This is a genomic window from Lacticaseibacillus porcinae (genome assembly GCF_003946305.1).
GTDB lineage: Bacteria > Bacillota > Bacilli > Lactobacillales > Lactobacillaceae > Lacticaseibacillus > Lacticaseibacillus porcinae.
In genome coordinates this window covers 53,385-67,711 of sequence record NZ_RHNS01000008.1, presented here as the reverse complement: position 1 = coordinate 67,711, position 14,327 = coordinate 53,385, and the positions used below count along the sequence as shown (strand labels likewise).

The following is a 14,327-nucleotide window of genomic DNA, read 5'->3' as shown; positions in this document are numbered from 1 at the left end:
TCACTTAAGAGTGATCACAGGAGTCCGAACGCTGCTTCGGACTCCTGTTTTGTTGCGGAAAAAAGAGACCTCCCAATTGGAAGGCCTCCTCGTTAAACTTAAGGCTTCAGGTTATTCATCTTTGCGTCGTTTCTTACCAGCAAGTCCAAAGATCCCCATTAACGTGGCGAGGATCACGCCGATAATTGAAGTGGTTGGTGCTTGTTCATCTCCCATCTGTGGTAAAGCTGCTGGTTTCACATTTGGTTTTGCCACTGGTGCAGGTGTGACAGTTTGTGTTGCATTGACTTGCGGCGCTGGCGTCTTCGGTTCCAGAGCCGGTGGGTTCGGTGTCGGTTGCGGTACTGGTGCGACTGCCGTGTAGGTTACAGTCGTCACGGTATCATCTGCATCAGGATCCGCAACTTGAGCATTGACGCCTTTTGTCGCAGTCGTCATGCCATTGATCACAGGACTCGTCACTGCAGCAAAGGTGCCGCTAGTGACTGGTGTCCAAGCAGAGTAGCTGACAGTTGCGTTACCTTGCGCATCAAAGACGATTTTGGCAGTTCGTGTGAAGCTTATCGTTGCAATGTGCGCTTCGGCAACTGGCTTGCCTGCTTGATCGACGTACTTGATCGTTTGCGTGATCGTTTTGTTCAAGTCACTGGCACTAACGCCTTCAGGATATTTCGGTCCTTGATCATCGCCTTCAACCACTGGTGTGCCGGCATCTTTAGGATTTTCAGGTGTGACTGTGACTTCAGTTGCATAATACTTTACAGTCACATTGAAAATGCGATTGCTTTCAACATCGCTGACAACGACATCTTGTGCTTCAACATCTTTTGCTGACGTGTAGTAGCCCGTGATCACTGGATTAGTAACGCCTGCAAATTCGAAGTCGCCACTCCAATCCGTGTAGATGATAGTCGGTGCGGTGATGCCATCGGTATAAATCAACTGAGCGTTTCGCGTAAAGGTCAGCGTTTGTTCAGCGGTCTTCAGCACATTGCCTTGAGGGTCCACATAGTTGATCTTGCGCACCACTTGATGCGTCAAATCACTGGCACTGACGCCTTCAGGATACTTCGGTCCTTGGTCATCGCCTTCAACCACTGGTGTGCCTGCATCTTTTGGATCGTCAGCAGTGACTGTTACTTCAGATGCGTAATACTTAACTGTGACATCAAAGATACGACTGGCATCAACGTCACTAGGCAATACGACTTGTGCATCGACGCCGCTCTTCGAAGGGTAAAATCCCGAAATCGTTGGATTATCTACCGCAGCTAACTCGAAATTGCCGATCCAGTCAGTATAGGTGATTGTCGGTGATTCGCTACCATTGATATAAACCAGTATCGCATCACGCGTGAAAGTCTGCGTTTGTTCCTTGGTGCCTAATACATTGCCTTGAGCGTCAACATACTTAATTTGACGGACGACTTGATGCGTCAAATCACTATCACTGACACCCGCAGGATACTTCGGTCCCGCCTCATCCCCTTCGATGACTAGTGTTCCAACATCTTTAGGATCTTCGGCAGTCACTTTAACTTCTGCAGGGTAATACGTTACTACAACGGCGAACAGTTTGTTGACTTCAACGTCATCCTGAGTCACCACTTGCTCACCGACGTCATCGGCAAGCGTGAAGTAATTTGGAATTGAAGGATTTGCAACACCCACAATTTCAAAATCACCCCGCCAGTCAGTATAGGTGATCGTTGGCTCTCCGGAAATGTCGTCAAAAGTAACCAGTGCATCTCGTGTAAAGCTCAACGATTGTTCTTTGGTGGACAAGATATTACCGTCAATATCCACATAACTGATTTGACGAACAACAGTGTGCGTTAAATCACTAGCACTCACACCTTCAGGATATTTCGGTCCTTGTTCATCGCCGTCAATGACGGGTGTGCCTGCATCTTTAGGATCATCGGCAGTGACTTTAACTTCAGTTGCGTAATAGATCACCGTCTCGTTGAAGACGTGACTATTATCAACATCATCAGTACTTACACTCTGGGGTTGGACGTCCTTTGCTAATGTGAAGTAGCCTAAAATTGAAGGATTCGTCACACTACCAAATTCGAAATCACCACTCCAATTCGTGTAGGTGATCGTCGGTGCTTTTTTACCATCGCTAAAGTCTAGCAAGGCATCACGGGTGAAGGTCAGTGTTTGTTCATCGGTCTTCAGGACATTACCTTGAGGATCCACATAACTGATTTGGCGGACAACGGTGTGCGTTAAATCACTAGCACTGACGCCTTCCGGATACTTTGGTCCTTGATCATCGCCGTCAATGACGAGTGTCCCGGCATCTTTAGGATCGTCAGCAGTCACTTTCACTTCAGATGCGTAATACGTCACGGTTTCGTTAAATACGTGGCTAGCGTCAACATCACTCTTAGTGACCGGTTGAGTTTCCACCCCACTGTTGGGGGTGAAGAATCCTGAAATCGGAGGGTTCGCAATACCTTCAAATTCAAAAGTCCCTGCCCAGTCCGTATAGGTGATCGTCGGTGTTGCCGATTCTGCAGAATAGACTAAGTCCGCATCACGCGTATAAACCAGCGTTTGCGTATTTGTGTCTAGCACGTTACCTTGCACATCAACGTATTGGATTTGGCGCACAACTTGATGCGTTAAGTCACTAGCACTGACGCCTTCAGGATACTTCGGCCCGGAATCATCTCCGTCAATGACCAGCATTCCAGCATCTTTAGGATCGTCGGCAGTCACTTTGACATCAGTTGCATAGTACTTCACGACTGTTTCAAAGACTTTGTTCGCTTCAACATCATCTTTTGTCACCGTTTGACTTTCTACTTCACTAGTTTGGGTGAAGTAACCGGAAAATGCCGGATTTTCAACAGATACAAAATCAAAGTTGCCGGTCCAGTCAGTATAAGTGATCGTCGGTGTTGGCGAATCAGCTGTATAAACCAATGCCGCGTCGCGTTTGAAGGTCAGCGTTTGATCTTTAGTCCCTAAGACTTTGCCTTGCGCATCAACGTAGCTGATCTGCCGAACAACAGTGTGTGTCAGATCACTCGCACTGACGCCTTCAGGATACTTCGGCCCAGCATTATCCCCGTCAATCACAGGAGTCCCTGCATCTTTTGGATCATCGGCAGTGACGTTAACTGTGGAGGCGTAATACTTCACAGCTACTTCGACGACGCGATTAGCTTCCACATCGGCAACAGTTACATCCAGCGCTTCAACATTTTTTGCCAACGTGTAGTAACCGGAAATTGCAGGATTTTCCACACCATCCAAGCTAAAGGTTCCAGACCAGTCACTATAGGTGATCGTCGGTGCCGTGTTCACATCGCTATAAACCAGCACTGCCTCACGCGTATAGGTTTGTGTCTGTGCTTTAGTAGCCAAAACATTGCCTTGCGTATCCACATAGTTGATTTGACGAATCACTTGATGCGTCAAATCACTCGCACTCACGCCTTCAGGATACTTCGGTCCGACATCGTCACCTTCGATTACTGGTGCCCCTGCATCTTTAGGATCATCAGGGGTTACCTTCACTTCAGCGGCATAATATTTGACCTCGACATTAAATCCATGATTTTCTTCAACGTCATTTGTGGTGACCACTTGCGGCCCCACGTCACTGGCTGATGTGAAGAAGCCTGGAATCGTTGGATTTGAAACCCCCTCAAGTTCAAAGTTCCCTTGCCAGTCCGTATAGGTTATCGTCGGTGTTGGTGAGTCAGCCGTATAAACTAACGCAGCATCACGAGTGTAGAACTCCGTTTGTTCCTTCGTATTCAAAACGTTGCCTTGTGCATTGACATACGCAATTTGGCGCGTGACTTGATGCGTTAAGTCACTGGCACTGACGCCTTCAGGGTACTTCGGTCCGGCATCATCCCCATCGATCACTGGCGTACCAGCATCTTTCGGGTCATCGGCGGTCACCGTAATGCTCGACTGATAATACTTCACGGTCGCTTCAAAGATGCGACTCGCATCAACATCTGCAACAGTTACTGTTTGTGCTTCAACATCTTTGTCCAGCGTGTAGTACCCAGAAATTGTAGGATTGGCCACACCAACCAATTCAAAGTCCCCAGTCCAATCAGTATAAGTGATCGTCGGCGTCGCTGATTCACTGGTGTAGACCAGGTTCGCGTCGCGCTTGAAAGTCAAGGTTTGAACCTCTGTGGCCAAGACTTTGCCTTGAACGTCAACATAATTAATCTTGCGTACCACGGTGTGATTCAAATCGCTTGCACTGACTCCTGCTGGATACTTCGGCCCTTCAACATCTCCTTCAACTACCGGTGTTCCTGCATCTTTAGGATCGTCGGCAGTCACGGTCACGTCGCTGACATAATACTTGACGGAAACTTCAAAGACACGATTGGCGTCAACATCAGCAGCTGTCACGACTTGTTTTTCAACGTCTTTTGCTAACGTGTAGTACCCCTCGATCACTGGGTTCACAACGCTATCAAATTCAAACTTACCAGTCCAGTCGCTGTAGGTGATCGTCGGCTTTTCAGTCACACCCGTGTAGACGAGTGCGGCATCTCGCGTATACGTCGATGTTTGTGATGTGGTGTCTAGGACGTTGCCTTGAGCATCGACATAGTTGATTTGGCGAACAACGTCATGTGTCAAATCACTTGCACCCACGCCTGCTGGATACTTCGGCCCTTGGTCGTCACCTTCAACCACTGAGGTACCAGCATCTTTAGGATCTTCGGAAGTTACTGTCACCTTGGTTGGATAGTAAGCGACGATCACATCAGCAAAGTTGCGACTGACATCAAAATCTTCAGTTGTCACAGCTTGTGCCTCGACCATTGGAATCGCCGCATACAAGTCGGGATATTCAGGACTTGCGACACTATCTAATTCACCATTGATCTTCCATGGCGAATAGACGATTGTTGGTGCGCCATCAAGCGTCTGATACGTGATGGCCGCTGAACGCGTCGCGACGGCAGTTTGCGTTTCAGTTCCTAACACTTCACCCGTCTGCTTGTTAATATATTGAATCACCCGCGTCACTTCATGCGTCAAATCAGTGTCGCTGACACCTTCAGGATATTTCGGACTATTCGCGTCGCCAGGTATCGTTGCTTCGCCTGCTTGCTTTGGTGCATCAGGTTCAACGATGATCACTGCCGGATAATACAAGACATCCGTTGTTAAAATCGTTTGGTTATTCGGCAAAACTGTTGCGAGATCCACCTCCTGAGCAGCAGTCGTTGCGTCACTTGCGCCGACGATCAAACTGAGTTGATCGCTAGTCGCCGTCGTCAACGTTGGGTTCTCCACTGCGATAAAGGTGCTTGCAGCAGCAATTTCCGCTTCTGTTGCGGCTTTTGATAAATCAGGCGTCCACGCAGAATAATCAACTTGTGTCGTACCGTCTTTAGCAAAAGTGATCGTGGCCGTCCGTACAAAATTCAACGTTGCCGTATGATCGGCTGTCGTCGTTGTGCCCCCATCACGTTGATCGACATAGTGGATGATCTGCGTCACTGTCGTGTTTAATGCCTTAGTATCCACTCCTGCCGGATATTTCGGACTCTCAGGATCTGTTTGTGTCGGCGTGCCTTCTGTCTTGGGATCATGGGGATCAACAGTGATCGTGGTTGGATAATACTTCACCTCAAACGATAATTCGGTGCCGTCATTATCAATCGCAGTTGTTGGAATGGTCGCCACATCGACAGTTTGTTCAGTGATAGTAGCTGGGTCTGCCCACATGTCTGTGACATCAGGACTAGAAACTGCAGCAAATAAATCATCGCCACTCGCAACTTTCCAATCTGAATAGCTGACGCTTGGTTGCCAGTCTGCATCGTAGGTGATGGTCGCAGTGCGTTGATAAACTTTTGCGGTGGTGTAGGTTTCTGGCATTGCGACAGTTGCCACACCACTACCATCAACATACTTGATCACCTCAGTCACTGTCGCATGCAACGCATCATCATCAACACCTGCCGGATAAAGTGGGCTATCGACGCCGCCAGTTGCTTCACCACTATCATGTGGGGCGTCTGGAGTGACGGTGATCGTCGTTGGGTAATAGTTAACAGTTTGATTTATCGTGCTTGCCTCGGTCGTCAAGGTGGTGAGGTCAACCTTTTGTTCGACGGATTGCTTCGTTGCAGCTTGTAACGCTACACCATCAGCATCGCTAACGCCGGTTGGGTTGTCAGTGGCAACAAACTTGTCACTACCGCCAGCAACCGGAATCCAATCACTATACGTCACCGTTGACACACCATTGGCATCGCGTTGATCATAATGAACAAATGCGGTACGTTCAAAGATTAACGTCGCCGTTGCTGGTTCATGAACTGCGCTGCCATCATGGCTATCGACAAACGCAATAATCTGCGTCACAATGCTGTGCAAGTCACCATAATCTACACCCGCAGGCAAAAGCGGGCTGTCTGGTTTCGTCGGATCTGATGGTTTGCCAGATTTGTCTGGGGCATCAGGGGCACCAGGTGTGACGGTCACAGTATTTGGCCAGTAAGTCACTGTATGCGTATTGGCCGCATTCAATGCTGTGACGTCAACTTTTCCAGTTGCAGCAGTCGCAGCATCAAGATCGGATGCACTCACAGTGGTCGCGGCAATACTGAGTTGATCAGCAAATTGATCTGTTCGCTCAGGCGTCGGCACCGCTGGAAAACTGGTTTTATCATCGGCGTTTTGCCAAGGATCATAGCTCAACGTGCCAACCAACTGACCACTTGCATCACGAACAAAGGTTACCGTTGTGGTACGCTTAAATTCGATATGATCAGTTACTTGACTGACCGTTTCACCCGTTGAGCCGTCAACATAGGTGATGGTTTGCGTCACAGAGGCCGATAAATCAGTATCTGTGACTGTGGCTGGGTAAACCGGTGCGTCGGTATCTTCAGGATGATCGGTGTTGATGCTATCTCCTGCAGTCACTGAATCGGCAGGATTGATGACTACTTTTTCTGGATAATACTTCACGACGACAGATTCTTGAACCGTCGTTAAATCTGTATCCGGTGCAAGCGTACCTGTTGGTGTTGCTCCAGGAGTGGAAACAACTGCGGTGAGGTAACCAGGGATCGGTGGTGTAACTTGCTCAGGATAACTGTCACCCGATTTCAAAATCCAATCGGAATAAGCATTGGTTTGCGCATTATACGTCCGCGTATAGGTTACCGGTTGTACCACGGATTCAGCAAGTTTCTGCGTCGGATCCAGACCATTCACGTAATCGATGGTCCGGTTCACTGTTGCTTGCAGTTTGTTGATTGCTCCAGCAGTCCCGTCAGTACCAGGATTGTCAGTGGTGAAAATGTTGCGCGTGTAGGTCACAGTCACTGTCGAATCTTTTGGTTCTTCCTTGAAGAAACCTGAAATTGGCGCAATCGCCGCAACTTCAGTAACATCTGGCAGATACTCACCTAAATCATTGGCAACCTGCTGTGAATCGGTTTCGTCGGCAGCGGTCAGTGGACTCTTAACCGCAGGCACAACTGCCGTTTGATCAGCTTGATTGTAAAAAACACCATTCGGATTGATATTGATGGTCACAGGCATGGTGGCATCACCAGTAGCCTGAATATACAAATCTGTATTTTTCGTCCAATCAATCGTCTGCACAACAGATTGTGCGGCACTTCCGACACCTTCTCCTGCTTTGACATAATCAATCGTGCGCGTGGTCGTCAACGGATCATTGTCGACTAAATGCACAACTTCGATGCGATACGTCTGACCATTGACGCCGGTGAAACTTTCGGAGCCGTCAGACTCAATTCTCGCACCATCACCTTCTCCGGCTAATGCTGCAGGATCATTTACTAACTTCAACAAACCCCAATGTGGAATGTCTGCCGTATCCATTTGATAAGATGGGCCAACATTTTGGGTGACGCCAAGTTGCGTGCCCTTAGTGGCGTAATCCGCAACATCTAATCCAGTCACATCAATAAATTTAATGTGATAGGCGTTATCGGCATACGAAACTACGCGTGTCACACTTGCCATCGTCGGATCAACGACCACTGCCGTATTCGCGGAAGTCTGGGTTGGCTCGCGTGTCAACGTTTGTTCAGTAGATGACAACTCAGGATCATTGAGGGTCTTGATCGTCGTTTGTTCCGTTGCGATAAAGCTGTTGCCATTAGGATTCGTATCAGTATCTAGCGCATTAACCACAGTGAGGTCAATTGCAGCAATCGTCTGACTTTGATCAGCTTGACTGGTGGTTTGACCGTCAACATTGGTTGTCCATACCGTAAAGCCGAAGTTGCCATTTTCAAAAGTTGGTAGGCGATGGAAAATTACCGTTTGGACCTCATCGCTGTGCGCAGGATAATTTGTACCGTTGTTATCGGTGTAAGCTGCATATTCAGTTGTTACAGTCACAGCACGTTGTAGCAAGTCAGTGTTGAAATACTTGATCGTTGAATTAAAATCAGTGTCATCCCCAGTTTTATCGATAGTTGGCACTTGTCCAGCAGGAGCCACATACCCATCAATAGCTGGTGCATCAACATTGTCAAACGTTTCAACATTCCAATCGTCATACGTGACAATACCGACCAATACCCCTCCAGCATCATAGGCATAGTGAATATGCGCTGTGCGTTGGAAGTCTTTGGTAACTGTCGCAGAACTTTCACCAGTAGCAGGATCAATTAACGCGGTTCCTGATTCATCGACATAATTGATTGTCTGCGTGATCTGTTTATTCAAATCATTCAATGCAACGCCAGTCGGATACTCCGGACTAGTCGGATCGCCTGGAATGACATTATCTGAGTCGTTATCTTTGTTTCCCGAGTCATGTGGTGTGTCTGGGGTCACATCAATATTTTGCAGATAATAATTGACCGTTTCTGAATATTCGGACTTAGTAGCATCAGTAATCGTTGAAGCAGGCACCGAAATAGCATCTACTTGATAGACGCCTGCAATCAAACCAGTGACATCAGGTGGACGTACTGCAACTAATGTCTCACCATCAACGGCAGTCCAAGGCGAATACTCGATGCTCGACGCGAAGTTTCCTGTCACATCTTTACTGTACGTGATTGTCGCATCTCGGGTAAATTTGATGATTTGAATCGTATCTTCAGGCATTACAGTGCTAGGATCACCGTTTACATCTACATAGTGAATCGTGCGCGTCACGGTCAGATTCAAATCATTTTCGGCAACACCCGCTGGATACTGAGGACTATTTGCATCCCCAGCAACTGTTGGTTCACCTTCATCTTTTGGAGAATCGGCAGTCACCGTAATCGTGGTTGGATAGTATTTCACTTTCACGACTTCTGGATCAGAGACACTGACTTGTGCATCATCGCTTGGTACAGGTACTGCTTTTTCAGCGACGTCAGCTTCAATCGTTACAAAATTAGGGATGGCTGGATTCGTAACTGCATCAAAAGTCGCTTTATCTGTGGTCCAATTCGTGTAGTGCCCTGTGTTATCGACAAGATTATCGATCACATAGGTGCGTTGATACGTCACTGTTTGCGGCACCGTAGCCGCAATATTGTCACCATTTGCGCCATTGACGTAACTGATCTGACGAACAGCCTCATAAGTCAGATTCGCACCATAACTACCTGGCGCGTCAGGTGTGAAGGTGGTTTGGACATACGTCACTTTTACTGTCGTATTTTGTGGTACATCCGAAGTATCAGCAACACTCGCTTGAGCAACGACAGTCGCGACATCTGGCGTAAAGTTAGTGACAGTTGGACTATCTAGTGCTGGATAGCCAGTATCTAAGTGGTAAGTGGTTGCTTTAGCCGGATCCGTCTGATAAACCACAACGTCGGTATCTGCCTTCCAATCAGCAGTTTGCGTAATAGTCGGCGATGCTTCAGTCCCATCATTAAAGACATAACTAATGATGCGATTCGTTTGAATTGGCGCTGTCACATGCGTATGCCGTAATTCGATGGTATACGTGCCACCTGCTAGACCTGTAAAGGATTCCTCTTCACCAAACATCGTGCCTGCCTCAGCAACAATTCCAGCGGGATCAATATAATAGTTATCAACTGGTTCACCTGCCGGCGTCGACACAGTTTCACTATAATCACTCGATCGTGTAATAAACGAACCAGGCTTAACGAAAATAGGTTGATCTGGGTTGACTACTGCACCACCATTGTCCATGTCGACGAAAATGATATGCATATACTGATCAGTGTATACAACATCACGCCTGATTTGCGTATCTGCAGGGGTGAGCGTGATTGCACCATTGACGGCATCGGTACGAGCCACACCATCAACAGTGACTGTCGTTGCAGACTTCCAACGGGCACTGTTGGGATTCTTGGAAGCATCAATGGCCGGAATCGCGATACTTTGATCTGCAACATTTGTGCTAATACCATCAATATTTGTGGTCCAAGTGGTAAAACCAAACGTTGTCGTACCATCATCGTCAAAAGTTTGCGTCGGTTGGCGATAGAATTGGTAAGCCGTCATCATCGTTTGATCGACTGGCAGACCGTAATTGGTCGTTACCCTAACCGTATGCGTCAAATCAGCGTCACTGAAGTATCCAACTGTTTTTTCAATATTGGAGGAATCTTCTGATACCTTCACCGCATCAACATCACCAGTTGACGTGTAATCGGTAATCTTAGGTGATTCTACCGCAGCAAATGAATCACTCGTTGCACTCCAGCCGGAGTAGGTCACATTATTCGTCAGAACCCCGTCATCATCATAAGCATAGGTGATCTGTGCTGTTTGAGAAAATTCGATTGGGTCCGCCAGATAATCAGGGCTTGCAGTTCCAGTCTGGTTACCATTCGCATCAACATAAACGTAATGAATCGTTTCATTAATTGCCCGAGATAAATCGGCTGCCGTTATTGCTGGATACAGTCTTGGGTCATCACCACCTGCGACTGCTGTTCCTTCAACGGTTGGTTGAGATACCGTGACGGTTGCTGGATAATAAATCACCGTATCGGCAATATCATTATAGTTCAACGCATCTCTACCATTATTGCCTTGTATCGCATCAGTCACATTGACAGCAGTGATTTGAAATTGATTGGGAATCAATTCTTCTGATGAAATCATCACTTGAGGGCTCTTGACTGCAACAAAGCCATTATCATTGGACCCCGCTGGCGCTTCGATACCATTAGTCGTGATGGTTTTCAATACCCAGTCGGTATAGGCAACACTGGTCGTCTCGTCGTCATGAAGTTCAAGGGCTGCTGTCCGCGTATAATACAGACTTGTCGTGGCATCTGGTGCAACGGCATCACCAGCTTCATTCACGTAGTAGATTGTTCGGGTGATAGTCTTCGTTAAGTCACTCGTACTGATTCCAGCAGGATATTTTGGTGAATTTGGATCCTCACTGTTTAAAACAACGTCCTCGTCTTTTGGCGTGATGGTTCCAGGTATGCTCAACCCATCATCCGGTGCGTTCGGGTCAATCGTCAACGTTGTCGGATAGTAGTAGATCTTCACAGTTGGGTTATTGACCACTGCTGACGGGTACTCTGACTCAAATGTTCCGGCGTCATAAATATAGTAATCAATTGGATCAACACTACCGGAAGTTGTATACCCATCGATCTGATTGAGCGCCTCATTGCTGATGGCGGCAAACTGGCGTCCCCCATCGATATCTTTGAGACCTTGAATTTGACCAGAAAAGCCAACCAACGACGAGAAAACATTAGTTACTGCCCCTTGTGGTGTCGTATAAGGCGCATTTGCAGCACTTGCTGACAACTTTCCCGCTTTAACTTGAGCCAAGATTTGCGTATTGGCTTGAACGACATCAACAGATATCGTCTTGTTCCAAGCTGGTCTCACCGTTAAATCATACTCGTCTGCTGGCACGATGCTGATGCCACCATAGTCGCTATATACCGTTACAACAACAGTGGTAGGCAAATCAGTGTCGATCAAGTTGCCAGTCACACCATCAATGTGCTCAATAGTCTCAGTTGCTGGCTTGGGGGTTGGGATTCCCATAACTAATCCAGGAAAATCGCCTAAGGTATTACTTTCATAAACGACCAGTGTCCAATCTGTCCAATTAGGTTCCACCGTAATTGTCCAAGTCCCATCGGGTTGAACCGTCGTTGCTTCCCAATAGCCACCACCTTTATTTAGCATGATGATATCATCACCTGGAAGGGTGCCAGTACCAGAAACTGTCCGAGTTGAAGGGTCCATAACCTTAATCGTCGGAGTCAAGGCAAAGTAATCATAAACAAAATTTTGATTGATATTTGTTTGCGCGTTAGTGACTGCAGCAGTCACTTGATCCTGCGTTAATTGAATCGCGTTAACTCCAGTCGAAACTTTATTCATGCCTTTGATGTCGCTAAAATCTGCTTCAGACAAGGCTGGAAAACTGAGATCAGTTTCATCTGCAACCTCAGTTCCGTCAATGGTCTTGAGTACCCATTCGGTGTACGTGACCGTTGGATTGCCATTGGCGTCAAGCGCCGTGAAGTCAAGCTTCGCTGTCCTCGTGAAATAAGCCGTAACGGTCTTGAGTGGTTGGCCGACGATTGCTTTTCCAGCAGCATCAACTGAAGTAATTGTTTCGGTGATAGTCCGCGTCAAATCGTCCGTCGACACCCCTTGGTAACGTGGTGAATTGGGATCAGCTGAATTGATAGGCATCTCATCTTTTGGTGACACAACACCTGCAGCAAAATCATCTGAACGGTTGGGATCTACAATTAAGCTAGGTGGGTAATAATAAACGGTGACTTCTGGACTGTTCCTCACTAATTGTAAAACGCCATTTTCATCTGCAACCATTTTGTCGTAGGATTGTGCTTCAACCGATGCAATTGTGACATACCCAGGTATTTGTAAATCAGCAATATCAATCGCGGCATATTCATTCTGACGATTGATATTGATCCAATCTGTCTGTACAACTACAGTACCACCAATATTTGGATCACCACTGAGTTGAAAATACAGAGTACTATCTAACTGATTTGCAGCGTTACTTCCCGGGACAAGTACAGTTGGATCTTTTGCGTATGCAGCGGCCAAAGCCTGCGTGTTCGCTTGAACGATATCTGCCGAAATCACACCCTGAACTGTTGGATCAAAATCGGATTCCAAAACAACTTTATTATTTAAATACTGTCGGTATAGTGTCGCTTTTACAATATCAGGTGATTGAATTTCCAAATTCGTCAACGCATCGACATATTTAATCGTTTCTGTCGCCGAGCTAGGTTGCCAGTATGCGATATCTAACCCTGGCAAATTTCCAAGCGAATTGCTCTCATACACCATAAAAGTGGCACTCTGGTTTCGCCCTAGCAATGTGCCCGCCTGTGTATATGAGTACTGCCATCTGCCATCCGGTCCAACCTTTGTCGCAGCCCATCCTTGACCGTTCAACGAAACGATAATGATATCATCACCAGGAAAAGTCCCAGTACCACTAATAATATCCGGGACCTTGTCTCCATCCGTATCAGGAATAATCAAATCAATTTTTGGTGTGAGCTGAACTTTATCAAAGGCTAGCGCTTGAACCTCAGTTAACACTAATGGCTGGACTGGCGCCACTTCAGCGGTTAGTGCCGTAACAGAAGCTGGTGTAACAGGATCCGTATTTGCATCCGTAGATGCTGGATTGATGTTTTCTTGCTGTGCTGAATCAATTACCTGAGTGATAGCGTCAGTAGTCGCCGCCGGTACGGCCGTTGCGGTGCCACTCGCTTCTGAAGTCGCGGAGGTTGTTTGACTCACAGCGGGATTAGCAACCGTTGACGTCGTTGTGTTATCGCTTACATTTTCAGGCGTACTTACAGATGCTTCCGCTTGAATTGCACTAGTATTCGGTTGTGAAATAGAAGCTTGCAGGGTCGCCGTTTGATTGACAGGCGTATCAACAACCTGCTCTGCTACACCAGTAGTTTGATCCGGATCAGAGACCGCTGGCTCTGCTACACTACTTTCCTCAGTCGCTGCAGGCGGTGTCTGCAACGTTACTGAGGATTGATTTGCAATCGACGACTCATCCCCATTAGTTTGAGCATTGTCGATCGTATCTGCTTTAACCAGCTGCGGCGTCGAATAGATCCCGATGCCAAAAATCAAAGTTGTCATACCCGCAATCACCCAGTTGCGGCCACTTTTATATAGTCGAAAGCGCACGCGCTTGTCGACGGTATCTCGCGCTAGTTTTCTATGCGCGCGGTGTGTTTCTTTTTGCATGTTGATGCTCCCCTTTACCTCAACGGCTGTGCGTTGAGGCAACGTCTTATGCAGTAAAAATCATATGCTGACGTTGGTCTCAAATTAAACGGCCACGGCGCACACCCAAA

General features: G+C 47.3%; 1 protein-coding gene. It reads right to left on the bottom strand.

Features of this window, described 5'->3' with window-relative positions; all coding sequences use genetic code 11:
* Positions 1-111 precede the first annotated feature (111 nt).
* On the bottom strand, positions 112-14,217 hold the full coding sequence (locus EKM92_RS07860) for a mucin-binding protein (RefSeq protein ID WP_125709584.1): 14,106 nt from the start codon (positions 14,215-14,217) through the stop codon (positions 112-114).
* Positions 14,218-14,327: the final 110 nt, after the last annotated feature.

What these genes read in the sequence shown, in the direction of transcription:
- EKM92_RS07860 (WP_125709584.1), bottom strand. Translation starts at nt 14,217, where the DNA reads ATGCAAAAAGAAACACACCGCGCGCATAGAAAACTAGCGCGAGATACC.